Genomic DNA, 23,408 nt, shown 5'->3' on the forward strand with positions numbered 1-23,408 from the left:
GCGTTTGCGGTTGTCTACCTGGGGCGGTTGAGGGGTTATAGCGATCCGGCCCATCCTGTCCAAGGGGCGGGCCCCATGCGTGCGGCTGCCGGTCGCAGCCGCGTTCAGGAGAGGAAGTCGCCATGCCCCGTCCGGTCGTCCAGTTCTGGTACGAATTCGCCTCCACCTACAGCTACCCGGCGGCCATGCGGATCGAGGATCTGGCGGAGCGACGCGGCGTCGAGCTGCGCTGGCGGCCGTTTCTGCTCGGACCGATCTTCGCCGAGGCCGGGTGGACGACATCGCCCTTCAACCTCTTGCCTGTGAAGGGCGCCTATATGTGGCGCGATCTGGAGCGGATCTGCTCCGCCTCCGGGCTGCCGTTCGTCCGGCCCGACCCGTTTCCGCAGAACGGGCTCAAGGCCGCGCGGATTGCCACCGCGCTGGCACCGGATCTGGTGCCGCTGTTCTCGCGCGCCGTCTATCTGGCCGAGTTCGGCGAGGGCTGGCGGATCGACGACGAAAAGATACTGGCGACGCTGATCACGCGCGCCGGGGCGAATGCCGATGAGATCCTGAAACTGTCGGCAGGCGACGAGGCGAAGGCGCGCCTGCGTTCCAGCGTCGAGGAAGCCAAGGCGCTCGGCCTCTTCGGCGCGCCGAGCGTCACCTGTGCCGATGGGGAGCTGTTCTGGGGCAACGACCGGCTGGAACAGGCGATGGATCACGCATTGGCGACCCACGCAACGCAGTGACTGGGCAGTGACTGGAATGGCTGGCCAAGGCGGCGCGGGCTTCCTATTGTCGTGAAGCGGTCGGGCCGAGCCCGTTCGGGCCCATGGTGCCGGACCGCATTCGGGATCGATCCGCCGGGAACGCCTTGCCATGTCTCATATTTTCCCCCGCCATACCGCCATGCGCCCGCCGCGCGCCGTTGCCGGCGACGGTTGCTACATCATCGACGAGACCGGCAAGCGCTATCTCGACGCCTCGGGCGGGGCGGCCGTCTCCTGCCTCGGCCATTCGGACCGCGAGGTGACGGAGGCGGTCAAGGCGCAGCTCGACGCCATCGCCTTTGCCCATACCGGCTTCTTCACCAGCGAGCCGGCGGAGAGGCTCGCCGATCTCCTGATCGCCCACGCGCCGGCAGGGCTGGAGCGGGTCTATCTCGTCTCCGGCGGCTCGGAGGCGACGGAAGCGGCGATCAAGCTGGCGCGGCAGTTCCACATCGAGAACGGCGAACCGTCGCGGGCGCGCATCATCGCCCGCCGGCAGAGCTATCACGGCAACACGCTGGGCGCGCTGTCGGCCGGCGGCAACATGTGGCGCCGGGAGCCGTTCGCGCCGCTGCTGGTCGACATGTCGCATATCTCGCCCTGCTACGCCTATCGCGGCCAGGAGGATGGCGAGAGCGAGGAGGCCTACGGCCTGCGCGTTGCCGACGAGCTGGAGGCGGAGATCCTGGCGCGCGGGCCCGAGACGGTAGCAGCCTTCATCGCCGAGCCGGTGGTGGGCGCGACGCTCGGCGCGGTTCCGGCGGTCCCGGGCTATTTCCGCCGCATCCGCGAGATCTGCGACCGCTACGGCGTGCTTCTCATCCTCGACGAGGTGATGTGCGGCATGGGCCGCACGGGGCACCTGTTCGCCTGCGAGGCGGACGGGATCGCGCCCGATATCCTGTGCATCGCCAAGGGGCTCGGCGCCGGCTACCAGCCGATCGGCGCGATGCTGGCGAGCGGGCGCATCTACCGCGCCATCGAGGAAGGCTCCGGCTTCTTCCAGCACGGACACACCTATATCGGCCATCCGGCAGCGGCCGCCGCCGGCCACGCGGTGGTCAGCGCCCTTGTCGACCGGGGGCTCGTCGCGCGGTCGGCCGAGATGGGCGAGCGGCTCATGGGCGCTCTTGTCGACCGGTTCGGCCAGCATCCGCATGTCGGCGACATTCGCGGCCGCGGGTTGTTCCTGGGGCTCGAGCTGGTCGAGGACCGGGAGAGCAAGGCGCCGTTCGCCCCGGAGCGGCGGCTCAATGCGGTGCTGAAGAAGGCAGCCTTCGCGCGCGGGCTCGTCTGCTATCCGATGGGCGGGACGCTGGACGGCCGCCAGGGCGACCATGTTCTGCTGGCGCCGCCCTTCATCCTGAAAGACGCCCAGATCGGCGAGATCGTCGACAAACTCTCCGGTGCGCTGGAGGATGCGCTGGCGGCGTGAGGGCGAGGCCTGCGACATCTTCCCGCCACCATTTGCGGCAAGATGAAACCAATCCGGCGACGGGATCAAGGATCGGGAGACACGCCCCGCAACCATGGCGATGCGCAGCGACACTGCAATGGCGGCATGGCCCGCGCTTCACGGCGTGGGAGCGGTCGTTTGCGCCTTGATGCTTGGTGCTGGCGTCAGCGTCTGGGGAAGCGTTCCTGCGGCGAATGCCGGCGAAAGCGGGCTCCCCGATACCTGCCTGGGCGCTGCGGCGACGGAGCTGGTGGAGGCAAGGGCCGAGCCGGGCGAGCCGCATGTGTGGCGCACCGCGACCGGAGGGCTGCTGCGCCAGGCCGAGCTGGTGTCCCTGGCCGTCGATGATCCTCCAGGCGCCGGCTCCAACGCCGAGACCGGCGCGGCGGGCGTGCGGTTCGTGGCGCTGGGCGAGGAGACGGACCGCTGGCAGCGCCGTCCCGGCCATTTGATGCTCACCCCCGGAGACCGTTGGCTTGCCCGCGAACTGGTGCGGCAGGGGCGGGCCATCGTCGCCCCGAGGCTTGCCGCGCGCGACTGCCTTGCCCACCTTCTGAAGGAAGAGGCGCTCGCGCGCCAACGCAAGGCCGGCCAGTGGGCGCATGAGCGGGTGTGGTCGGCGCATGATCCGGAGGCGCTGTCCGAGCGCACCGGCCGTTATACGCTGGTGGCGGGCCGGGTGATTTCTGTCGGAGAGACCCGTTCGATGGTCTACCTGAATTTCGGCGGCCGCTGGAGCCGCGACTTCACTGCGACGATCAGCGCCGAGCGCAAGGCTGCCTTCGCGGATGCCGGGCTTGACGTCACGTCCCTTGACGGGGCAGCTATTCGCCTGCGCGGCATGGTGCGGCAGGCGGGCGGTCCGTCCATCGAACTGGTGCATCCCGCGCAGATCGAGCGGCTCGACAGGAATGGCGATCAGCGGTGAAGAGCTTGTCCAGAACAGCAGCGCGTCCGGTTCGGCACCGGGCGGCGCGCCCTCTCCGGCTCGCGGCGGTTTTCACCGCGGCGCTGGTCGTTTCCGCTTGCCAGTTTTCCGGGTCGTCGCCGATCGAGATCGGCACGCCGGCACCCGGCACGTTGCGGCCCGGCATTTCCAACGATCTGGGCGCGCGCGAGCATCCGCGCGTGGTGGCGACCTATGGCGGCGTCTATGAGGATCGCGGCGCGGAACGAGCCGTGGCGCAGGTGGTCGGCCGGTTGGTCGAGGCGTCCGACGATCCCTCGCAGAGCTACCGGATCACCATCCTGAACTCGCCGGCGGTCAATGCTTTCGCCTTGCCGGGCGGCTATCTCTATGTGACGCGCGGCCTCCTGGCGCTGGCGACCGATACGTCCGAAGTGGCGGCGGTGCTGGCGCACGAGATGGCGCATGTCACGGCGAGCCACGCGATCAAGCGCCAGCAGCGGGCCGAGGCGACGGAGCTTGCCGGCCGGGTGCTGGGCAATGTGGTGCGCGACCCGGACCAGCAGCGGGCCGCCATCGTCTCCTCGCAGCTGTCCTTCGCCCGCTTCTCGCAGATCCAGGAGCTGGAGGCGGATGCCGTCGGCGTGCGCACGCTCGCCAAGGCGCGCTACGATCCCTTTGCCGCCGCGCGGTTCCTCACGGCCATGGGCCAGTTCGCGGCTTTCCAGTCCGCACAGGGTGCGGGCAAGGGCGCCCCAGACTTCCTGTCCTCGCACCCGACGACGCCGGAGCGCGTGCAGACGGCAGTGCGTGCCGCGCGGCAGATCGGTGCGCCCGGTCTCGGCGAGCGCGACCGCGATGCGTATCTGACGAAGATCGACGGCATGCTCTACGGCGACGATCCGCTGGAGGGCTATATCCGCGGCCGGTCGTTCCTGCACAAGGCGCTGGGCATCAGCTTCACCGCACCGCCGGGCTATATTCTCGAGAACTCGCCGGAGGCGGTTCTTGCCAGCAATCCGAACGGTACGGCGCTGCGCTTCGACGGCGCGGACCTGACCGATTTCCCCTCGCTGACCGCCTACATGACCAGCGGCTGGATCAACGGTCTTATCCGCGACAGCGTGCGCGAGGAGACGGTGAACGGACTTGCGGCGGTCACGGCCTCGGCTGTGACCGAGGGCTGGTCCTTCCGCATCGCCGTGGTGCGTATCGGGCGCACCGGCTACCGCTTCATCTTCGCGTCCCGCTCGGGCGGCGAGGAATTCACCCGCGACTACGAGGCGACGGTGAAGAGCTTCCGCCAGCTGACACCGACGGAAGTCGCTCGGCTACGGCCGCTGCGGATCAAGGTGATCCGGGCCGACGCCGGCGACACGCCGGAGCGGCTGGCTGTCGGCATGAGCGGGGTGGAGCCCGCCCGCCGGCTGGAGCTGTTCTCGATCCTCAACCAGACCCCGCCGGGGCAGGCGATCCCGGCCGGCACACCGCTGAAGCTGGTGGTTGACTAGGACGGCGGGCAGGGCGCACCGACAATGGGAGACGGGTGATGGAACAGCACACCGGCGGATGCCTTTGCGGCGATCTGCGGTTCGTGGCAAGGGGGCGCCCCTATCGCGTCGGTCTGTGCCACTGTCTCGACTGTCGCAAGAACCATGGCTCGCTGTTTCACGCCTCGGCGATCTTTCCGGCGGATGCGGTGACCACCGAGGGAGAGGCCGCAGACTATCAGGGCCGGTTTTTCTGTCCGCGCTGCGGATCGCCCGTTTTCGGGCGTAGCGAGGACGAGGTGATTATCAATCTCGGTGCGCTCGACGCGCCGGACCAGTTCACGCCGACCTACGAATTGTGGACCGTGCGGCGGGAAGCCTGGTTGCCGGCGTTTCCGCTGAAACACCGCTACGAGCACGACCGTCCGGACGACGGCCGCACCGAGGACTAGCGGGCAACCGGGGGCAGGGCGGATGTCGGTGCGACAGGCGAGAGACCCGTTTTCCTTCCGCAGCGATCCTCGCGTGCCGCCGTTCGACGATACGGATCCGCTGGCGGTGATGGATGCCGAATGCGCCGTCTGCAGCTGGGGCGCACGGATGATCCACCGGCTCGACCGGTCGGGACGGGTTCGCATCTGCCCGGTACAGACCCCGCTCGGCGCTGCGCTGCTGGAGCATTACGGGCTGGCGCCCGACGATCCCTCGACATGGCTTTTCATCGATCGTGGCGTGGCGCATGCGGATTTCGAAGCCATCATCCATGCCGGTCGCAGCTTCGGCGGCTGGGGCCGGCTGACGGCGGTTTTCCTCGTGCTGCCGCGGCCGCTGCGCGACGGGCTCTACGGATGGCTGGCCCGCAACCGCTATGCCCTGTTCGGGCGCAGCGACATGTGCGCCCTGCCGGATCCCGCCTTTCGAAAGCGGCTGCTGGGCAGGAAAGAGCCTGCTGATGGCTAGCCGCCGGCTCATGTGCCAGCGAAACGGTCGTATCGCTGCTCGGGCAACCGCTTCAATCGCGCAGGGTATAGTCGACCGAGTTCCACTCGATGGCGCGACTGCGCCAGTGCTCTTCGATAGCTTGAGCGAAATCGGCTCGCACCAATTTGGCTTTCGCTTCGCAGGTCAGCGCTGTATCCTGGCGAACCACCACGCCCTCAAGCGGCTGACCGGCGCGATAGCGGCTTGGGGTCTCGGCGACGAGGCGTAGCAGGTCGGGCAGCGAGGTGTGTCCTTCGAGGATGCGGGGAACGACGGTCAGTCCGGCTTCCGCGGCCAGCGAATTTCGCCGCTGCGCGCTCCAGAAGTTTCCGCTGGCACCATCATAGACATCGAAGGCAAGGAACCAGTCGGGCAAGGCGCCGTAGTCGAGCGAGTGCCGCGCCGCACACCATTCGCCGAACAATATCAAATCCGGTTTCAGGACGCTCCTTAGAGCCTGGCCGTGTTGCCCGAGCCACGCCGAAAGGCGGGAGAACTGTCCGCCATAGGGCTCGGCGAGATATTGGCCGCGGTTTTGGGCGCGCAGGTTGCCGTCTGCATCCAGGGACAGGCCGAGATTGGCGCCATCCAGCTTCTCTTCCACCACAACAGGTCGAGCCAACAGGGCATCGGCCTGCTCTGCACTCAGCAGTTTGTCATCGCGTAGTGCGCTTCTGTCGCCCAGCCATGCAAGGTGCGGAGTGGAGGGGAAACGGAAGAAGTCGCTCATGACCGATGGTTCTGTCTTCGGCGGTGGCGTCAGCCGCCATCGACCTTGGCGTAGGGCTGCTGCTGGTGGCCGGCGAGATAGGCGAGGGAGCCGAGGCCGGAGGCGATCTGCTTGGCGGCCTTGAAGGCGCGACGGCGCCCGCCCTCGGGCGAGACGGCGAAGCTGGCGGCGGCGGGAATGAACAGGAAGGTGCCGCCGACGATACGGCCGAGGCCCTTCAAGAGGCTGCGCAGGGCGGCTTTCTGCTTGCCGGCGCGCTTTTCGTGCAGGCGCGAGATGTTGCCGGCGACGCGGAAGGTGCGGTTCAGCTGCCAGCGCAGGGTCGTGCGATTGACCGGAACGAGTTCTTCCACCAGCGCATCCGGGATCCAGACGATGCGCCCGCCCGCATCGTGGACGCGGGTGAAGAAATCCGTGTCGCTGCCGCCGGTAAAGCGCATGGAACCGTCGAAATGCAGGCCGAAGCCGCCGGCCTCGCGCGCGCGGAACACCTTCGTCTCGACCAGCGTGTTGTGGCCCTCGGCCTTGGTCAGAACGGTGCCGGACGGGCGCTTGTTGACCTGTTCGGGGACCATCCAGGAGGGGGTCTCGGGCGGCCAGGTGTAGAGAACGCGGCCGTAGTGGACCTCGGCGGGAAGCGCGCGGGTCGCCTCAACCATGGTCTCGAGCCAGCCGGCATGGGCGATCTCGTCGTCATCGATATAGAGCACCCGGTCGAAACCGGCGCTCTCGGCAAAGGTGCCGCAGCGGTCGCGGGCGAAGGGAATGCCGAGTTCGGGTTCCAGCACGTAGTGGATGGCCCAGCCGGTCTCCGCCGCCACCTCTTCCACGACATGGCGCGAGGTCTCGCGGTCGTGGTTCTCCACCACGACGATCTCTGCCTGCACCCAGTCCGGAACCGACTGCGCGCAGACGGAGGCAAGGCACGCCCGCAGCATCTTCGGCCGTTCTCTCGTGCAGATGGCGACGCAGAGTTTCATGAGCGCGCAGGTCCCCGTGTCCTGGCCCGCAAGAGGCCTGTTTCCGTCAGGGGAGTACCTGTTTCTCAGACGAGAATCCAGCCGGAGGGGAAGAGTTCGTCGACATAGACCCGGCGCAGCTCGTCGCGGGCGAACCACTTTCGCGGCGCGATGACATGGCGGTCCGGGTTGCGGCCGAGCCAGGCGCCCCACCAGCTGAAGCTGGAATTGGCGATAACATGGTGGGCGCAGCGGCTCATCAGGTGCAGATCCTGCTCGCGGCTCTGTCCCTCGACCAGGGTGCGGCGGGGCAGGTCGCGCGTCAGCTCGTCGGCCGCCGCGATATCGTCGGAGAAGACCAGCCAGGTCGCGTCCGGCACCAGCTGCGCCATCAGCCCGGCCGCGCGCATGTAGTGCTCCGCGCCGAGCAGGCCGTGGGTGGCGGTGGTCTTGGCGTTGGCGGCATAGTCGCCGCGCCGCACATGCAGCGAGACGCTGGCGGGGGCGTCGGCGAGCGCCAGGCGGGCAGGGTCGATGGTCGCCGCGACGTGGTCGAGCGAGAACAGGGAACGGATCTCCTCGCGGCAGTCGGCGAAGAACTGCTCGGACTGGAAATAGCCGGCAAGATAGGTACCAGCCCCGAGCGAGAAGACTTCATCGCCGTGGCAGAAGTCCTTCTGGAAATAGCTCGGCCCCGGCCAGAGCTTCTGCCGCTTCTTGCCCTCGCCGCGCCCCAGCGCGCCGAGCAGCCGCGCCTTCAGGGAGCCGGTGTCCGGCTGCCAGATGCGCGGGGAAAGGCCGAACAGGTCGAGACCGAAGGCGGCATGGGCGAAATCGAGATCGAGCGGGTCGACGAGCAGTTCGACGCCGAGGCGCTTCGCCAGCGCATGGCCGGCGGCATACTGGAACATCTGGTTGCCGAGCCCGCCCCAGATCCGCATGCAGACCGGGTCTTGTCCGCTTGCTCCGGCGGCTTCCGCCTGCTGCCTTTCTCCGGTTGTCATCTCTCGCCCCGCCCTTGCTGATCCGCTCTTGTTAGTCGGCATCGCCGAAACGGACAAGCGCGGCGCGCGAAGCCGCGCGAAAGCTTGAGCAAGGTCAAGGTCGGCGAGGCGCGTTCGATGTATTCATGGATGCGAATATGGAAGGGCCGGACGGGTGTCCGGAGAACCCGGAGACGCGGCAATGGACATAACTAGCCTTCTGGAGACCCTCGGCGAGGCGGAAACCTCTGCGCTCGGCGGGATGCTGATCGGGATGGCTTTCGGCGCCTTTGCGCAGCGCAGCCGGTTCTGCCTGAGAGCTGCGGTGGTGGAGTTTGCCCGCGGCAGCATCGGCGTCAAGGTCGCGACGTGGCTGGTGACCTTCTCCTGCGCGGTCCTGCTGACCCAATGGCTGATCTTTTCCGGAGCGCTCGACGTGTCAGAGGCGCGGCAGTTCGCGGCGCGGGGGTCTCTGTCCGGCGCCATTGCAGGAGGTGCGCTGTTCGGGATCGGCATGGTGCTCGCACGCGGCTGCGCCAGCCGGCTGCTGGTGCTTTCGGCCACGGGCAATCTTCGCGCCTTACTCTCGGGACTGATCTTCGCGGTGGCGGCGGAAGCCTCGATCCACGGCATCCTCTCGCCGCTGCGCGACCGGATCGCCGGGATGTGGACCGTCAGCGGGCGGGAGGCGCTCGATCTGCTGCTGTTGCTGAAGCTGCCGCCCGAGGCAGGGCTCTGGATCGGCCTGCTGTTCATCGCCGGGACGATGGTCTTCGCCTTTCGCGCCCGTCTGTCCCTTTCGGGCTGGATCGGGGCTGCCGGGGTGGGGGCGACGGTGGCGGCCGGCTGGTGGTTCACCTACCAGCTTGCGGGACAGGCCTTCGAGCCGATGACGGTGAAGAGCATGACCTTCACCGGGCCGTCCGCCGACACCTTGATGCTGGTTCTGACGCCTCCGGGCGAGGCGCTCGACTTCGACATTGGCCTCGTGCCGGGCGTCTTTGCGGGGGCGGCGCTAGCCGCGCTGCTGGCCGGCGAATGGCGGCTGCAGGGCTTCCATGACGGCCACTCGATGCGCCGCTACATCGTCGGGGCCGTTCTGATGGGGTTCGGCGGCATGCTGGCCGGCGGCTGCGCCGTGGGCGCGGGCGTCACCGGCGGGTCGATCTTCGCGCTGACCGCCTGGGCGACGCTGTTTGCCATGTGGGCCGCGGCCGGGCTGACGGATCTCGTCGTCGACCGGATGGCGGAGCGGCGGGCGGCGGCTGCCGCCGCCTGAGCCGGCCGCCTTACCAGGGGTGCTCTTCGCCGTTCCACTGCAGGAAGCGGCCGGTATCGGCCAGGGTGAGCTTGGTCGCGACGGAAAAGATGCCGGCTGCGCTCTCCTGCGGATCGATCTCGGCGCTGGCGCCGCCCATGTCCGTGCGGACCCACCCGGGATGCATCACGACGACGCAGATGCCTTCGCCGTGAAGGTCGAGCGCGAGCCCCTGCATGGCCTTGTTCACCGCCGCCTTGGAGCTGCGATAGGCGTAGCTGCCGCCCCGCGGACGGGCGAGAGAGCCCATCTGGCTGGAAATCGTGACGATGCGCGGGTTGGCGGCGCGCCTCAGCTGCGGGCGCAGCGCCAGCGCCATGCGTATGGGGGCGAGCGTGTTCACCTGCAACTCGCGCTCCCAGGCGTCGAAATCGAGATCGTCGAGCGTCTGGTGCGGATTGAGCATGCCGGCATTGTTGAGCAGCAGATCGACCGGCGTGTCGCCGAGCGCCTGCGCGAAGGCGGAGACCGATGCGGCATCCGTCACCTCGAGAGGATGGACGACCAAGCGGTCCGGATGAGCATTGGCGAGCTCTGCAAGCGCATCGGCGCTTTCCGGCGCGCGGCAGCCGGCATGGATACGCCATCCGCCCTCGGACAGGAAGTGGCGGGCGAGTTCCAGTCCGATGCCGCGATTGGCACCCGTGAGAACGAGGGTGGAGGTGGCGGGCAGGCTCATGGGACGGCTCCGGCTGGAGAGGCTCCGCGGGCGGCGGAGGAGGGGCGGGGCGATGACAGGGGTGGTAAACGCGGCTACAAGGTCGCGCAAGCGGTTGCCGGGTCACGATCCCGGCACGAATGTCAAAAAGCGGAATGCAGCGATGAGCAGCGAGCAGATTGGCCCTTTTCTCGGAACCTGGATCCTCGACCTGGACGAGAGCGAATTCGACCAGAGCGACCTGCCGCAGGCGGCGACCTGCCGGATCGACGAGGAATTCGGCCTGGTGACCATCCGCATGTCGATCATTTCGGCGAGCGGCGAGGAGATCTCCGGCGAGATCACCGGCGTGCCGGGAGCGCCGGGGGCGCGGCTGTCGGAAAGCGGGCTCGCCGACCGGCTTCTGCTCTATTTCGAGGACGAGCAAACGCTGACCTCGGAGGCCAAGCGCGGCAATCTCACCCTGATGACGGCGCGGCGGCGCCTGTCCGACGACGGGCAGAGCCTGGAAGTGGAGCAGAGCGTCGAGGTGCCGGGGCAGGGTTCGGTGGTGAATACCGGCATCTATCGCCGCGCCCAGTAGGGCAGGTCACGGCCTGGCGGCGTCTGCGGCCCTCAGATCAGGCCGGGCCAGCGCATCAGGGCCAGGACCCCGCCCCACAGGACGAGCGACAGCACGCCGGCCAGGCGGAAGCGTGAGATAGTGCCGCGCGAGTCGACCTGGTCCAGCAGGCGCCAGGCCGGAACCAGCCGCAGCAGCAAGGCATTGACGGCGAGCGCGGCAAGAAGGACGGCCTTTGCCTGGAAGGCGGGGTCGCCGGCAATCGCGACAGGGCGCGTCGACATCAGCGCGATGCCGCTGGCCAGGGCGAGCAGCAGGCCGACAAAAGCCGTCTGGCCGAGCACGCGCGCAAGGTCCGCAAGCGGGGCCGAGCGCCAGAACCCGATCAGCCGCAGGTTGAGCGGCAACACCGCGCCGATCAGCATCAATGTCCCGAAAAGGTGGGTTGCAGCGGCGGCTTCGCGCAGGTCCGCCGAGCCGGCCATCGCGCGGGCAAGCTGCGATCTGGCGAGGAATTCCAGGAGCGGGGCGATATCCGGCATGTTCCGAAGCACTTTCCCAAAAGGCTGTCGTCTCTCCCCGATAGCCTGATTCTCCGCGAAGCGGGGCGCAAGCCTTTCGGTTTCATGTCCTGCGATGCGATTTTTCTTGCAAGGCCCGGCAGGGCGATTACCTCTCGAATTGTCCGATCAACCTCAGGGTGAAATTACGGCAAGGCGACAGGAGCTGGCGATGAACGTGCTTTCCCATGTGCGACCCGGCGATGAGCTTTCGGCGACGCGGATCTATTGCGAGGCGCTGTTCCAGAAGCTGCGGCCGTTCTTCGGAACGGCGGATGCGGCGGCAGAATTCCTTGCGCCGCATCTGCAGCATGATCGCGGCGTCAGCGCCATCATCGACGGCCGCGTCGTCGGCATTGCCGGCTATCGCCTCGACGGGCATGGGCTGTTCGAGCCGAAATGGCGGCATTTCCGCGAGCGCTTCAGCCTGATGGGCACGGCGATCCGGGTTGCGGGTCTCGCGCTGCTCGACAAAGAAGAGGACGAGGACGTGCTGGCGATGGACGGCATCGCGGTCGGGGAGGCAGCACGTGGCGCCGGTGTCGGCAGCGCGCTGCTTGCCGAGATCCTGGCCATTGCCCGGCGCGCCGGCAAGCGCGCGGTAAGGCTCGATGTGGTCGATACCAATCCGCGGGCGAAGGCGTTGTATCTGCGTTGCGGCTTCGTGGAGGAGGGGCGCCGCCGGCTCGACTTTCTGCGACCGATTTTCGGCTTCGCCTCAGTCACGACGATGCGGCATCACCTTGGCAGGGCGGACGGGAGCGCATGAGCGGGATCGACGAACGCGACAAGCCCGACCTGATCCCGGCGCCGACCGCCCCGGTGCCCGACCGGCCGCAGGTGGCAGAGGTGGCAGAGCATCTGCCCGGTGCGCCGCAGACGATCGACCGGGCCGCGATCGCGGTGGTCTTGTTGCTGATCGCCGTGTTCGGCCTTGCGCAGGGCCTGACGTATCCGTTGCTGTCCTTCATCCTGGAGCGGCAGGGAACGCCGGCCTGGCTGATCGGCAGCAATGCCGCGATGATGGCGCTGGGCCTGATCCTGTCCGCACCCCTGGTGCCGCAGCTGGCGATCCGTTTCGGGGCGGCGCGGCTGGCGATTGCTTGCGCGCTGCTGCTTGCGGTCCTGTTCGCGCTGATCGGAATGGTACAGTCGCTATGGCTTTGGTTTCCGGCGCGCTTCCTGCTCGGCGTCGGCATCAACGGGCTCTACATCTCGAGCGAGACGTGGGTGAACCAGCTGGCGCCCGACCGGATCCGCGGGCGCATGCTCGGGCTCTATGCGACGGCGCTCGCCGGCGGCTTTGCGCTCGGCCCGGCAACGCTTGCCGTTACCGGCACGCGAACGCTCGCGCCGTTCTTCCTCTGCATCGCGGTCTGTCTGACATGTGCGGTGCTGATCGCCACGATCCGCCATCGGCTGCCGCGTTTTGCCGCCGGAGAAACCGGGTCGATCCGCACCGTCGCGCCTCTGATCCCGTTCCTGCTGGTGGTGACCGCAATCGCTGCCGCGTTTGATCAGGCGATCCTGACCCTGTTCCCGATCTATGGCCTGGGGCATGGCCTCGACGAGGCGGCGGTGGCCACGGCGCTTGCCATCCTGATCGTCGGCAACATTGTCTTCCAGGTGCCCATCGGGACCGTCGCCGACCGCTGGGGACCGCGCCTCGTCATGGTGGTGCTGTGCCTGCTGACGATTGCCGGTGCCGCCCTGTTGCCCGTTCTGATCGAAACCAAGTGGCCGCTCTGGGCCATGCTTTTCGTCTGGGGATCCTCGGCCTATGGCGTCTACACCATCGCGCTGATGGAGCTCGGCCGCCGCTTCACCGGGGCCATGCTGATCGCAGGTAATGCCGGGTTCGCCGTGATGTGGGGCGTTGGCGGTTTTGCCGGGCCGGCGATCTCCGGTCTTGCCATCGATACGGCCGGGCTCAACGGGCTGCCGATGCTGCTCGGCGGCGTTTACGTGCTGCTGCTGACAGCGACGCTGGCCCGCCGGCGGGGCTGAGCCCGCCGGCGATCTGCGGCTCTCCCTAGTAGCCTGCGGCGAGCGCACCCTGCACACGCGGGTCCGAGGCGCCGGCAAGGCCGTTCTCGACCGCCATCACCGACTGGGTGGAGCCCATGGTGGCGCGCTCCTCGACCGTATGGCCGCGTTCACGCAGGATCGCCAGCGTGTCCGGCGAGAAGCCTTCCTCGATACGGATTTCGTCCGGCAGCCATTGATGGTGCATGCGCGGGGCAGCGGTCGCCTCCGCGATGTTCATGCCGTGGTCGACCACGTTCAGGATGATCTGCAGCACGGTGGTGATGATGCGGCTGCCGCCGGGCGAGCCGGTGGCCAGCACCAGCCGGCCATCGCGGAACACCAGCGTCGGGCTCATCGAGGAGAGCGGCCGCTTGCGCGGAGCGACGGCATTGGCATCGCCGCCGATGAGGCCGTAGGCGTTCGGCACACCGGGCTTGGCGGAGAAGTCGTCCAGCTCGTTGTTGAGCAGGATGCCGGTGTCGCCGGCCATCATGCCGACACCGTAGGAGAAGTTGAGCGTGTAGGTGTTCGACACCGCATTGCCCTGACCGTCCACCACCGAATAGTGCGTGGTCTCCTCGCTTTCGTAAGGCGCTGGCTTGCCGGGAGAGAGCCCGTCGGCGGGCGTCGCCTTCGCCGTGTCGAAGTCGGCCATCCGCGAGGCGGCGTAGGTCTTGGAGGTCAGGCCCTTCACCGGAATGTCGACGAAGTCGGGATCCCCGAGGAACTCCGAGCGGTCCGCATAGGCCCGCTTCATCGCTTCGGCCATGACATGGAGCGTTGCCGCCGAACCGGAGCCGGATGCGGCAAGGTCGAAGGGCTCCAGCATGTTGAGGATCTCCACGAGATGCACGCCGCCGGAGGAGGGTGGCGGCATGGAGACGACCTCGTAGCCGCGATAGGTGCCCGAGACAGGCGTGCGCCATTTCGCCTCGTAGGCGGCAAGGTCGTCGGCGGTCATGTCGCCGCCGCCTTCGCGGACCCTCGCGGCAATCGCCTCCGCGACCGGACCCTTGTAGAAGCCGTCCGGGCCTTCCTCGGCAATCTTCTGCAGCGTTGCCGCGAGCTGCGGCTGGCGCAGGGTCTCGCCGGGCTCATAGAAACCGCCATCGGGCTTGTAGAAGGTCGCGAGCGCGGCCGGATCCTTCGACAGGCGAGGATGGGCCTGCTTCAGGGAGCTGGAGAGGTCATCGGAAACGGGGAAGCCGTCGCGGGCAAGCGCGATGGCAGGCGCGATCAGGTCTGCGAAGCTGAAGCGACCGCTGCCATGGCGGGCATGGGCGGCGTGGAAGCCGGCAACGGTGCCGGGAACGCCGACGGCGAGACCCGAGTAGCGAGATTTCTCGCTATCCGCGTTGCCGTCCGCATCGAGGAACATGTCCCGGCTGGCCGCGGCGGGGGCAAGCTCGCGATAGTCGAGGGCCTGCGTCTCGCCGCTACCGGCCATGTGGACCAGCATGAAACCGCCACCACCGATATTGCCGGCGCGCGGCAGGGTCACGGCGAGGGCGAAGCCGACCGCCACCGCCGCATCTACGGCATTCCCGCCGGCGGCGAGGATGTCGCGGCCGACGCGGGTCGCCGTCGCCTCCTGGCTGGCGACCATGCCGCTGCGGGCGAGTACGGGGTGGAAACGGTCCGAGCCGGAGAGGATCGGCGCGGGCTGCGGCGCGGAGGGGGCTGCCGTCTGGGCAAGGCCGGGCCCAGCCCAAAAGAGGCAGGCGGCAAGGGCGGCGCTGGCGATCCTGCGCGCCGATGCCAGTGGCGGTGTCCTGTTCATCGTCTCACTCACTCCCCGGATGATGTTCTGGACGGGCAGTCTGTCGGCTTTTGTCCGGCGCGGCCAGCCCTGTCAGGATTGCGGGGAGTGGATGAAAAACGGCGCGGCCCCAGGGGGCCGCGCCGCGCGGAAAACGGATCGGAAGAAAGGAGGCCTCAGGCGGCGACCTTCTTCGGGGTGATCAGGCCGCGATTGACCAGGACCTCGGCGATCTGCACGGCGTTCAGCGCCGCGCCCTTGCGCAGGTTGTCGGCAACAACCCACATGTTAAGCCCGTTCTCGATGGTGGCGTCCTCGCGGATGCGGCTGACATAGGTCGCATCTTCGCCGGCGCTCTCGTAAGGCGTGACGTAGCCGCCATCCTCGTGCTTGTCGACGACGAGCACACCCGGCGCCTCACGCAGGATGTCGCGGGCCTCCTCGGCCGTGATCGGGCGCTCGAACTCGATGTTGACGCTCTCCGAATGGCCGATGAACACCGGCACGCGCACGGCGGTGCAGGTGACCTTGATTTTCGGGTCGAGCATCTTCTTGGTCTCGGCCAGCACCTTCCACTCTTCCTTGGTGTAGCCGTCCTCCATGAAGACATCGATATGGGGGATGACGTTGAAGGCGATGCGCTTGGTGAACTTCTCCGGGGTGATCGGGTCGTTCACGAAGACCGAGCGGGTCTGGTTGAACAGTTCGTCCATGCCGTCCTTGCCCGCGCCGGACACCGACTGGTAGGTGGACACGACCACACGCCGAATGGTGGCCGCATCGTGCAGCGGCTTCAGCGCGACGACGAGCTGCGCGGTCGAGCAGTTCGGGTTGGCGATGATGTTCTTCTTGGTGAAGCCGGTGATGGCATCGGCATTCACTTCCGGAACGATCAGCGGCACGTCGGAGTCGTAACGCCAGGCCGAGGAGTTGTCGATGACGACGCAGCCCTTGGCGGCGATCTTCGGCGACCACTCCTTGGACACGGTACCGCCGGCGGACATCAGGCAGATGTCGACGTCCGAGAAGTCGAAATGGTCGATGGCCTGGCAGGTCAGCGTCCGGTCGCCGAAGGAGACGTCGACGCCCTGCGAACGGCGGGAGGCGACAGGCACGACCTCGCGGGCCGGAAAGCCGCGCTCGTCCAGAATGTCGAGCATCTCGCGGCCGACATTGCCGGTCGCGCCGACCACTGCGATCTTGTAAGCCATTGTTATTCAGTCCTCTTTTGCCGCTCCCCGCCAACCCGAAGCTGCCATCCCTGCGGGAGCCTCAGGTCCGTTCGGTCCCCCGTCAGACCCGGGGGAGCGCGGGTCGAGAGGGCCGTCAGGCGGTCGTTTTGCGGGTCGTCGTCGTGGTCGTGCCGGCGCACGCGACACCGTTCGCGGCTTTCGTCGCGGTGAACGGGGCGTTGGAAAGGGCGCACGGCTTCGGCATGGGATCCCTCGCGGATCCGGACGGGAAGTGTCCGGACCTCGACGGCGTCTAGATGCCGTCATGCGCGGCCATTGTCAACATGGCCTTGCGGATGCGCGTCGCGGCGGGGTCAGCCGTCGATGCGGAAGCGCAGCAGCAGCGTGCGCTGCAGGATCGAGCGGTTGTCGTCGGAGATGATGGTGAGGATGGTCTCTCCGGCGTAGTTCCGGTGGATGGCGACGCCTTCCATGTTGTCGATCTGCTCGGAAAAGCCCGCCTCCAGCAGCACGCGGCCGACCACCATGGCGCCGGGCTTCAGCTCCGCTGCCGGCAGCAGGCGAACCCGCATGCCGACGCCATGGCGCAGGGTGAACCGCCGCTCCAGCAGCACCATGTCGCCATTGTCGAGGAAGGTCGCGTCGGTCGCGTCGTAGGAGTCCTGTCGCAGAACCGTGAAGGTACCCGGCGTCGGTCCGCCGAGCAGGAAGCCCGGCAGGTTCGAGTTGAAGGTCTGTCCGCGCTCCGAGACCACGACCAGCGTGCCGGAAAGCGGGCCGGAATTGGCGAAGGCGATGGCCTCCATGCCCTTGTTGTGGCGCAGCTGACGCAGGGCGGGAGGCAGGTCGAGTTCGCGCCCGGGCGTACGCAGGTCGGCGAGCGGGTAGGGGAAGGCGTAGATCGCGTGGTAGCGCTCGGTCGCCATGTAGAGCTCGCCGGTACCGTCCGGATTGCGGCGCAGCGTCAGGGCCTCCGCATCGCCGCGGCCGCGATCCATCAGCGGCCGGCCGTCAGGACCGACGATGGCGCTGAGCTGGGCGTCGCGAACCGCAAGCGGCCGCCCGTCGGGCTCCGCGTCGATGGTTGCCGTGAACCACAGGCCGTTGTCGGCGATGGCGGTCATTCGGCTGCCGTCGGGGCTCAGCACCAGTCCCGAAAGGCCGCCCATGTGACGATTGCCGGACAGCAGCTCCAGTCCGCCGAGAAAGGTGAGTTCGCCGAAGCGCGGCTCGTCGGCGCGGCCGATGCGAAAGGCCTCGATCCGCTTGCTGCGGACCGTCACGTCCTGAAAGGGGACGTCGATGACGGCGCGCGCCGGGGCCGGTTCGACCACCAGCAGGGCGGTGAACAGGGAGGCCGCCAGCGCGAGGCCGCGCTGTGCGGAAAGCCCGATCGCCGGCAGGCGGATCATGGCGTCAGCGGGCCGCGCGACGCCGTCCGCGGCCACCGCGCGACGTCGCCTGCGTCTGCTCGTCGAAGAGATCGGCGAGCTGGTCGGTCATGGCGCCGGCCAGTTCCTCCGCATCGACGATCGTGACGGCACGGCGGTAGTAGCGCGTGACGTCGTGGCCGATGCCGATGGCGATGAGCTCCACCGGCGAGCGGGTCTCGATTTCCTCGATGATGTAGCGAAGGTGCCGCTCGAGATAGTTGCCGGGATTCACCGACAGCGTGCAGTCGTCGACCGGGGCGCCGTCGGAGATCATCATCAGGATCTTGCGCGCCTCCGGACGGCCGAGCAGGCGCTTGTGCGCCCAGTCCAGCGCCTCGCCGTCGATGTTTTCCTTCAGCAGGCCCTCGCGCATCATCAGCCCGAGATTGCGGCGGGCACGGCGCCAGGGCGCATCGGCGGACTTGTAGATGATGTGGCGCAGGTCGTTGAGGCGGCCCGGCTGGGCCGGCTTGCCGGCGGCAAGCCACGCCTCGCGCGACTGCCCGCCCTTCCAGGCGCGGGTGGTGAAGCCGAGGATCTCGACCTTCACGCCGCAGCGCTCCAGCGTACGGGCAAGGATGTCGGCGCAGGTCGCGGCAACGGTGATCGGCCGGCCGCGCATGGAGCCGGAATTGTCCAGCAGCAGCGTGACGACCGTATCGCGGAAATTGGTGTCGCTCTCCTGCTTGAAGGCGAGCGGCTGCATCGGGTCGGTGACGACACGGGTGAGGCGGGCCGTGTCCAGCATGCCTTCCTCCAGGTCGAACGACCAGGAGCGGTTCTGCTGGGCCAGCAGCTTGCGCTGCAGCCGATTGGCCAGCCGGGCGACGGCGCCCTGCAGGTTGACCAGCTGCTTGTCGAGATGGCTACGCAGGCGGTCGAGCTCGGCGGTGTCGCACAGCTCCTCGGCCGGAACCGTCTCGTCGAAGCGGCTGGTGAAGAACTTGTAGTCCGAGGTCGGCGGCAGGTTGGAAAACGGCAGCTCGCGGCGCCGGCTTTCGCCCGGCTCCTCGGCCTGATCCGCCTGGTCGTCCTGGGTGAGTTCCTGCAGGTCGCCATCGAGACCTTCGGTTTCGCCCGCCTCGGTCTCCTCGCCGGAGAGTTCCATCTCCTGCGGCGCACCCTCGTCCTCGCCGCTTTCCTCCTCGCCGTCGGCGGAGGTCTCGCCGCGTTCGTTGCGGCCTTCGGCGTCCTCGTTCTCGCCGTCCTCGTTCTCGCTCTCCTGGCCGATGTCCTCGTCCATCTCGAGAGAGGTCAGCACCTTGCGCAGACGCTTGGCGAAATCCTGCTGGTCCTCGATCCGGTCGGCGAGCAGGTCGAGCGCGTCGCCCGCCTTCTCCTCGATCCAGCCGCGCCACTGGGCGATCATCGGTTCCGCGCTCCTGGGCGCCGGCCGGCCGGTCAGGCGCTCGCGCACCATGTAGGCGATCGCCTCTTCCAGAGGTGCATCCTCGCGGCTGGCGACGTCCGCATAGGCGGCCTTGCGGCTGCGCTCTTCCAGCATGGCGGAGAGATTGTCGGAAACGCCGGGCATGCGGTTGGCGCCGACCGCCTCGCAGCGTGCCTGCTCGACCGCGTCGAAGATGGCGCGGGCCGTCTCGCCCTGCGGGACCAGCCTGCGGTGCAGGCCGGGGTCATGGCAGGCGAGCTTGAGCGCCATGGCGTCGCCGAGGCCGCGCGTGACGGCGATCTCGTCGGCGGTGAGGCGGCGCGAGGGCTCCGGCAGGCGGGCCGTGTGGCCCGACAGCGACGGCTTGTCGGAGGAGAACAGCACCTCGAGCTCGGCGTCGGCGGCGATGGCGCGCATCGTGTCGCCGATCGCCCGCTTCAGCGGTTCGCTCGAGGGCTTGCTCTTCTCGGAAGGCGGATTGCGCATGGGAGTGCCGGTCAGCTCATCACCACGTTGGCAGCGGACTCGGGCAGCTCTTCGCCGAAGCAGCGCTGGTAGAACTCGGCCACCAGCGTGCGCTCCATCTCGTCGCACTTGTTGAGGAAGGTGACGCGGAAGGCGAAGCCGAGGTCCTTGAAGATGTCGGTGTTCTCGGCCCAGGTGATCACGGTACGCGGGCTCATCACCGTCGACAGGTCGCCGTTGATGAAGGCGTTCCGGGTCATGTCGGCGAGGCGGACCATGCGCGAGACGGTCTTGCGACCTTCTTCGTTCTGGTAGTGCTTCGACTTGGCCAGGACGATCTCGACCTCGTTGTCGTGCGGCAGGTAGTTCAGCGTGGTGACGATCGACCAGCGGTCCATCTGGCCCTGGTTGATCTGCTGCGTGCCGTGATAGAGGCCGGACGTGTCGCCAAGGCCGACCGTGTTGGTGGTGGCGAACAGGCGGAAGGCCGGATGCGGGCGAATCACCCGGTTCTGGTCGAGCAGGGTCAGGCGGCCGGAGACCTCAAGCACACGCTGGATGACGAACATCACGTCCGGGCGGCCGGCATCGTACTCGTCGAAGACCAGCGCGATGTTGTTCTGCAGCGCCCAGGGCAGGATGCCGTCCCGGAACTCGGTGACCTGGCGGCCGTCCTTGAGGACGATGGCGTCCTTGCCGACCAGATCGATACGCGAGATGTGGCTGTCGAGGTTGACGCGCACGCAGGGCCAGTTCAGCCGTGCGGCCACCTGCTCGATATGGGTCGACTTGCCGGTGCCGTGATAGCCCGTGACCATGACGCGGCGGTTGTGGGCGAAGCCGGCGAGGATCGCCAGGGTGGTCTGCCGGTCGAAGAGATAGTCGGGATCGAGATCGGGCGTATGCGAGGTCGGCTCCTTGTAGGCGGGAACCGTCAGGTCGCTGTCGATGCCGAAGGTCTCGCGCACGGACACGGTGGTATCCGGCAGGTTTTCGACGGGCATGGTCTTGTCAGTCATCTTTCCTCCGCTGGCCCGCCGCCGGCGGGATCCGCGATGTCGCACTGCACCGTGATGCCGCCACGGCGCGAAATTCGAACCAGACCCTATTGCCAGAGCCCCGTTCGGCCAAGTGAAAACGCCTCGTCGCTGGCGGCGCTGGCGCGAATTGCGCCGGGAAAGGGATCTCCCTGCGACGGGAAACCGCAGGCCGGCGGGGCCGGGCGCGATCCTCAAAACCGGGAGGTCTACGATTTCATAGCCTATCCGGACCAACTGGCAAGCCTGCTTAAGGACAAGGCAGTCCGGTGGCTTCAGCAGAAGCCGGCCTTTTTCAGCAGCGAATAGGCGTTGATGATCTCGCGCAGCCGGTCTTCAAGCGACCTGTCGCCGCCATTGGCATCCGGGTGCAGCCGCTTCACGAGTTCCTTGTAGCGGGCCTTGATCTCTGCGTCGCGGGCATGGTGCGGCAGGCCGAGCGTGTCGAAGGCGCGTGCCTCCAGCTGCTTCAGCTTGGGCGCGCGGGCGCCGCTTCCTTCCGTGCGGCCGCCGCGCCCGGGGCGCTTGCGGGCCTCCGCGCGGGCCTTGGCCGCCTGGCGCGGGTCGACATCCGACCAGGCGTGGGCACCTTCGCCGGCCGCCTTGGCATTGACGCCCATCTTCCAGGTCGGGCGATGGCCGGTCAGGGCGTCGCGCTGGTAGGCGCGCGTCTCATCGTCGTCCATGCCGGCGAAATAGTTGTAGGATTTGTTGTAGTCCCGCACATGGGCGAGGCAGAAATGGTGGTACTCGCCATCGGCATGGCGCCCCTTAGGCGCCCTGTGGGTGCCGGGCTCGTCGCAGCCTTCCCAGTCGCAGGTCCGCTCGCACACGAACTCCTCCTCCGCAGCGCGGCTGCGCTTCGGGCTGATGCGGATGCGGTCGAAGATGTCCGAAGCCACCGGTCCTGGTCCAGTTTCCGTGATCTGCGGGGCGGGAATGCGCGGCTCTTGCCGCGGCGATCCGCATAAATAGGGGGAGGGGGGCACCTTCGGCAAGGTCTTGACGGCGCCGAAAAGTCTGTCACATGGAAGGCATGAGCATCCGGGACCTGATCGAACAGCGTCTGCGCGAGGCCTTCGCCCCGCAGAGCCTCGAGGTGATCGACGAATCCGAGCGCCACCGCGGACATGGCGGCTGGCGCGAGGGCGGCGAGACCCATTTCCGTATTCGCATGGTGGCACAGGCGCTTGCCGGCCAGAGTCGCGTCGCGCGACACCGGGCCGTCAACGACTGCCTGAAGCCGGCTTTCGACGCCGGCCTTCATGCGCTGGCGATTGAAGTCCGCACGCCCGACGAGCGCGATCCGCGCGGTGGCGGACCGGCGTCTCTCGCCTGAACCAGACCCTTCGCCGGGCCGGGCGGATCAGCCCGGCTGGACGGTGGGGGTCGGTGCCTGGGCTGTCGCGGCCGCCTGGCCGGCGAACACGGCCTTGACCGAGCCGGCCACGGCCTTGGACAGCGGCGTGATCTTCAGGCGCGTCACGCGGTTCTTCTCGCGCTTCAGCACGGTGAAGCGGTAGCCGTGGAAGGTGAAGGCCTGCCGTTCCTCGGGGATCATGCGGGCCTCGTGGATCACCAGTCCCGCGATCGTGGTCGCCTCGTCGTCCGGCAGTCGCCAGTCGACGGCACGGTTGAGGTCGCGGATCGGCACGCCGCCGTCGACGATGATCGAGCCGTCCGGCTGCGGACGCACGCCGGCAAGCTCCACGTCGTGCTCGTCCGAGATCTCGCCGACGATCTCCTCCAGGATGTCTTCCAGCGTCACCAGGCCCATCACCTCGCCATACTCGTCGATGACGAGGGCGAAATGCGCCTTGCGCTTCAGGAAGGCGTTGAGCTGGTCCTGCAGGCTCGTGGTGTCCGGCACGAACCACGGCGGAGAGACGATCTGCTCGATCTCGATGCTGGAGGTGTCGCCGCCGGCCGCCGCGAGGGCGCGCAGCAGGTCCTTGGCGTGCAGGACGCCGATGTAATTGTCGGTCTGCCCGCGCCACAGCGGCAGGCGCGTGTGGGGGCTGGCCAGGGCTTCCTGGATCAGGTTGTCGACCGGTTCGTCCGCGTTCAGCGTGTTCATCTTGGTGCGGTGGACCATCACGTCCGACACTTCCAGGTCGGCGAGATCGAGAAGGCCGCCGATACGGTCGCGCTCGGCCTTCACCAGGCCGCCTTCCAGGTGCTGCAGGTCGACGGTGCCGCGCAGTTCCTCATGGGCCGAGAGCACGTTGCGGTTTTCCGACACGTCGACACCGAATAGGCGCAGCAGGGCACGCACGATCATTTCGACGGCGCTGACGACCGGCCCGAAGACGATCACGACGACGCGGACCACCGGCGAGACGGCGATGGCGAAGCTGTCCGGATTGGAGATTGCCCAGGTTTTCGGCAGCACCTCGGAGAAGATCAGCACGAGGGCGGTCATCACCAGGGTGGCGTAGACGACGCCGGCATCGCCGAACAGGCTCAGCAGCACGTTGGTGGCGAGCGCCGAGGCGAGAATGTTGACCAGATTGTTGCCGAGCAGGAGCGCGCCGATCAGCCGTTCGCGGACCATGATCAGGCGGCTGACGACGGTTGCGCGCCGGTCGCCGTTTTTCTCCAGCTGCAGCATGCGGGCACGTGAGGCCGCGGTCAGCGCGGTCTCGGAGCCGGAGAAGAAACCGGACATGACCAGCAGGACAATGATCGCGAGGATGGAAAGCCAGAGGCTTGCGTCACTCATCTGTTGTCGTCTCGCTCGTGTT

The 23,408-nt window shown here is 67.8% G+C and carries 23 protein-coding genes; 11 read left to right on the forward strand and 12 right to left on the reverse strand.

The window, feature by feature from the left end:
• The first annotated feature begins 122 nt into the window (after nt 1–122).
• From ACVJ6E_RS16675 to ACVJ6E_RS16700, 6 genes are all read left to right on the forward strand, one after another.
• Nucleotides 123–734, forward strand: coding sequence for a 2-hydroxychromene-2-carboxylate isomerase (locus ACVJ6E_RS16675; RefSeq protein WP_120269935.1), 612 nt, complete (start codon nt 123–125; stop codon nt 732–734).
• A gap of 130 nt (nt 735–864) precedes the next feature.
• Nucleotides 865–2,190, forward strand: a complete 1,326-nt coding sequence (locus ACVJ6E_RS16680; protein ID WP_120269936.1) for an aspartate aminotransferase family protein — start codon at nt 865–867, stop codon at nt 2,188–2,190.
• Nucleotides 2,191–2,356: 166 nt separating this feature from the next.
• Nucleotides 2,357–3,139, forward strand: coding sequence for a nuclease (locus ACVJ6E_RS16685; protein WP_147421895.1), 783 nt, complete (start codon nt 2,357–2,359; stop codon nt 3,137–3,139).
• Nucleotides 3,136–4,629, forward strand: a complete 1,494-nt coding sequence (locus tag ACVJ6E_RS16690) for a M48 family metalloprotease (protein ID WP_491676489.1) — start codon at nt 3,136–3,138, stop codon at nt 4,627–4,629. The genes ACVJ6E_RS16685 and ACVJ6E_RS16690 overlap by 4 nt, the downstream gene beginning before the upstream one ends.
• Nucleotides 4,630–4,667: 38 nt before the next feature.
• Nucleotides 4,668–5,060 carry a GFA family protein gene (locus ACVJ6E_RS16695; protein WP_120269938.1) on the forward strand — a complete coding sequence of 131 codons (393 nt, stop codon included), beginning with the start codon at nt 4,668–4,670 and terminating at the stop codon, nt 5,058–5,060.
• A 73-nt stretch (nt 5,061–5,133) separates the two neighbouring features.
• Nucleotides 5,134–5,568 carry a DCC1-like thiol-disulfide oxidoreductase family protein gene (locus tag ACVJ6E_RS16700; protein ID WP_208996810.1) on the forward strand — a complete coding sequence of 145 codons (435 nt, stop codon included), beginning with the start codon at nt 5,134–5,136 and terminating at the stop codon, nt 5,566–5,568.
• Between the two features lie 52 nt (nt 5,569–5,620).
• Here ACVJ6E_RS16700 and ACVJ6E_RS16705 read toward each other — a convergent pair whose 3' ends face one another.
• From ACVJ6E_RS16705 to ACVJ6E_RS16715, 3 genes are all read right to left on the reverse strand, one after another.
• On the reverse strand, nt 5,621–6,319 hold the full coding sequence (locus ACVJ6E_RS16705) for an RNA ligase family protein (RefSeq protein WP_120269940.1): 699 nt from the start codon (nt 6,317–6,319) through the stop codon (nt 5,621–5,623).
• 29 nt (nt 6,320–6,348) lie between these two features.
• Nucleotides 6,349–7,299, reverse strand: a complete 951-nt coding sequence (locus ACVJ6E_RS16710; protein WP_120269941.1) for a glycosyltransferase family 2 protein — start codon at nt 7,297–7,299, stop codon at nt 6,349–6,351.
• 65 nt (nt 7,300–7,364) lie between these two features.
• The gene (locus ACVJ6E_RS16715; protein ID WP_120269942.1) at nt 7,365–8,219 is read right to left on the reverse strand and encodes an alpha-1,2-fucosyltransferase; all 855 of its coding nucleotides are present in this window, start codon (nt 8,217–8,219) and stop codon (nt 7,365–7,367) included.
• 244 nt (nt 8,220–8,463) lie between these two features.
• On the opposite strand from ACVJ6E_RS16715, the gene ACVJ6E_RS16720 reads away from it, so the two are divergent.
• On the forward strand, nt 8,464–9,540 hold the full coding sequence (locus ACVJ6E_RS16720; protein ID WP_120269943.1) for a YeeE/YedE family protein: 1,077 nt from the start codon (nt 8,464–8,466) through the stop codon (nt 9,538–9,540).
• Nucleotides 9,541–9,550: 10 nt separating this feature from the next.
• Here the strand turns inward: ACVJ6E_RS16720 and ACVJ6E_RS16725 are convergent, their stop codons facing one another.
• Nucleotides 9,551–10,258: an SDR family oxidoreductase gene (locus ACVJ6E_RS16725; protein WP_120269944.1), complete on the reverse strand. Its 708-nt coding sequence runs from the start codon at nt 10,256–10,258 to the stop codon at nt 9,551–9,553.
• A gap of 142 nt (nt 10,259–10,400) precedes the next feature.
• On the opposite strand from ACVJ6E_RS16725, the gene ACVJ6E_RS16730 reads away from it, so the two are divergent.
• On the forward strand, nt 10,401–10,820 hold the full coding sequence (locus ACVJ6E_RS16730) for a hypothetical protein (RefSeq protein WP_067224488.1): 420 nt from the start codon (nt 10,401–10,403) through the stop codon (nt 10,818–10,820).
• A gap of 32 nt (nt 10,821–10,852) precedes the next feature.
• Here ACVJ6E_RS16730 and ACVJ6E_RS16735 read toward each other — a convergent pair whose 3' ends face one another.
• A complete protein-coding gene (locus ACVJ6E_RS16735) occupies nt 10,853–11,341 on the reverse strand; it encodes a hypothetical protein (protein WP_120269945.1) in 489 nt (162 codons plus the stop codon).
• Nucleotides 11,342–11,531: 190 nt separating this feature from the next.
• Here ACVJ6E_RS16735 and ACVJ6E_RS16740 point away from each other — a divergent pair, with 190 nt between their 5' ends.
• Nucleotides 11,532–12,128: a GNAT family N-acetyltransferase gene (locus ACVJ6E_RS16740; protein WP_158592732.1), complete on the forward strand. Its 597-nt coding sequence runs from the start codon at nt 11,532–11,534 to the stop codon at nt 12,126–12,128.
• Complete coding sequence (locus ACVJ6E_RS16745; RefSeq protein ID WP_120269947.1) at nt 12,125–13,366, forward strand: MFS transporter; 1,242 nt, start codon at nt 12,125–12,127, stop codon at nt 13,364–13,366. Before ACVJ6E_RS16740 ends, ACVJ6E_RS16745 begins: the two co-directional genes overlap by 4 nt.
• Nucleotides 13,367–13,391: 25 nt before the next feature.
• Here ACVJ6E_RS16745 and ggt read toward each other — a convergent pair whose 3' ends face one another.
• From ggt to ACVJ6E_RS16775, 6 genes are all read right to left on the reverse strand, one after another.
• Nucleotides 13,392–15,167 (reverse strand): gamma-glutamyltransferase, encoded by a 1,776-nt coding sequence (gene ggt, locus ACVJ6E_RS16750; RefSeq protein WP_120269948.1) that lies wholly within the window; start codon nt 15,165–15,167, stop codon nt 13,392–13,394.
• 155 nt (nt 15,168–15,322) lie between these two features.
• Nucleotides 15,323–16,357 carry an aspartate-semialdehyde dehydrogenase gene (locus ACVJ6E_RS16755; RefSeq protein WP_120269949.1) on the reverse strand — a complete coding sequence of 345 codons (1,035 nt, stop codon included), beginning with the start codon at nt 16,355–16,357 and terminating at the stop codon, nt 15,323–15,325.
• Nucleotides 16,358–16,692: 335 nt separating this feature from the next.
• Nucleotides 16,693–17,787 carry an esterase-like activity of phytase family protein gene (locus tag ACVJ6E_RS16760; protein WP_120269950.1) on the reverse strand — a complete coding sequence of 365 codons (1,095 nt, stop codon included), beginning with the start codon at nt 17,785–17,787 and terminating at the stop codon, nt 16,693–16,695.
• On the reverse strand, nt 17,756–19,648 hold the full coding sequence (gene cobT, locus ACVJ6E_RS16765; RefSeq protein WP_120269951.1) for a cobaltochelatase subunit CobT: 1,893 nt from the start codon (nt 19,646–19,648) through the stop codon (nt 17,756–17,758). The genes ACVJ6E_RS16760 and cobT overlap by 32 nt, the downstream gene beginning before the upstream one ends.
• A gap of 11 nt (nt 19,649–19,659) precedes the next feature.
• Entirely contained in the window at nt 19,660–20,646 is a 987-nt protein-coding gene (gene cobS / locus ACVJ6E_RS16770) for a cobaltochelatase subunit CobS (RefSeq protein ID WP_120269952.1), read from the reverse strand.
• Nucleotides 20,647–20,939: 293 nt separating this feature from the next.
• The gene (locus tag ACVJ6E_RS16775) at nt 20,940–21,566 is read right to left on the reverse strand and encodes a J domain-containing protein (protein ID WP_185926327.1); all 627 of its coding nucleotides are present in this window, start codon (nt 21,564–21,566) and stop codon (nt 20,940–20,942) included.
• A gap of 134 nt (nt 21,567–21,700) precedes the next feature.
• Between ACVJ6E_RS16775 and ACVJ6E_RS16780 the strand changes: the two genes are divergently transcribed.
• On the forward strand, nt 21,701–22,003 hold the full coding sequence (locus ACVJ6E_RS16780) for a BolA family protein (protein WP_120270211.1): 303 nt from the start codon (nt 21,701–21,703) through the stop codon (nt 22,001–22,003).
• 27 nt (nt 22,004–22,030) lie between these two features.
• On the opposite strand, the gene ACVJ6E_RS16785 is transcribed toward ACVJ6E_RS16780, so the two are convergent.
• Nucleotides 22,031–23,386 (reverse strand): HlyC/CorC family transporter, encoded by a 1,356-nt coding sequence (locus tag ACVJ6E_RS16785; protein WP_120269953.1) that lies wholly within the window; start codon nt 23,384–23,386, stop codon nt 22,031–22,033.
• Nucleotides 23,387–23,408 lie beyond the last annotated feature (22 nt).

This window comes from Stappia sp. G46H5W, from assembly GCF_058448995.1.

Excerpts from the sequence above, each read along its gene's own strand:
- ACVJ6E_RS16675 (WP_120269935.1), top strand. The coding sequence starts at position 123 with ATGCCCCGTCCGGTCGTCCAGTTCTGGTACGAATTCGCCTCCACCTAC.
- ACVJ6E_RS16680 (WP_120269936.1), top strand. The coding sequence starts at position 865 with ATGTCTCATATTTTCCCCCGCCATACCGCCATGCGCCCGCCGCGCGCC.
- ACVJ6E_RS16695 (WP_120269938.1), top strand. The coding sequence starts at position 4,668 with ATGGAACAGCACACCGGCGGATGCCTTTGCGGCGATCTGCGGTTCGTG.
- ACVJ6E_RS16705 (WP_120269940.1), bottom strand. The coding sequence starts at position 6,319 with ATGAGCGACTTCTTCCGTTTCCCCTCCACTCCGCACCTTGCATGGCTG.
- ACVJ6E_RS16710 (WP_120269941.1), bottom strand. The coding sequence starts at position 7,299 with ATGAAACTCTGCGTCGCCATCTGCACGAGAGAACGGCCGAAGATGCTG.
- ACVJ6E_RS16715 (WP_120269942.1), bottom strand. The coding sequence starts at position 8,219 with ATGCGGATCTGGGGCGGGCTCGGCAACCAGATGTTCCAGTATGCCGCC.
- ACVJ6E_RS16720 (WP_120269943.1), top strand. The coding sequence starts at position 8,464 with ATGGACATAACTAGCCTTCTGGAGACCCTCGGCGAGGCGGAAACCTCT.
- ACVJ6E_RS16725 (WP_120269944.1), bottom strand. The coding sequence starts at position 10,258 with ATGAGCCTGCCCGCCACCTCCACCCTCGTTCTCACGGGTGCCAATCGC.
- ACVJ6E_RS16730 (WP_067224488.1), top strand. The coding sequence starts at position 10,401 with ATGAGCAGCGAGCAGATTGGCCCTTTTCTCGGAACCTGGATCCTCGAC.
- ACVJ6E_RS16735 (WP_120269945.1), bottom strand. The coding sequence starts at position 11,341 with ATGCCGGATATCGCCCCGCTCCTGGAATTCCTCGCCAGATCGCAGCTT.
- ACVJ6E_RS16740 (WP_158592732.1), top strand. The coding sequence starts at position 11,532 with ATGAACGTGCTTTCCCATGTGCGACCCGGCGATGAGCTTTCGGCGACG.
- ACVJ6E_RS16745 (WP_120269947.1), top strand. The coding sequence starts at position 12,125 with ATGAGCGGGATCGACGAACGCGACAAGCCCGACCTGATCCCGGCGCCG.
- ggt (WP_120269948.1), bottom strand. The coding sequence starts at position 15,167 with ATGAACAGGACACCGCCACTGGCATCGGCGCGCAGGATCGCCAGCGCC.
- ACVJ6E_RS16755 (WP_120269949.1), bottom strand. The coding sequence starts at position 16,357 with ATGGCTTACAAGATCGCAGTGGTCGGCGCGACCGGCAATGTCGGCCGC.
- cobT (WP_120269951.1), bottom strand. The coding sequence starts at position 19,648 with ATGCGCAATCCGCCTTCCGAGAAGAGCAAGCCCTCGAGCGAACCGCTG.
- cobS (WP_120269952.1), bottom strand. The coding sequence starts at position 20,646 with ATGACTGACAAGACCATGCCCGTCGAAAACCTGCCGGATACCACCGTG.
- ACVJ6E_RS16780 (WP_120270211.1), top strand. The coding sequence starts at position 21,701 with ATGAGCATCCGGGACCTGATCGAACAGCGTCTGCGCGAGGCCTTCGCC.
- ACVJ6E_RS16785 (WP_120269953.1), bottom strand. The coding sequence starts at position 23,386 with ATGAGTGACGCAAGCCTCTGGCTTTCCATCCTCGCGATCATTGTCCTG.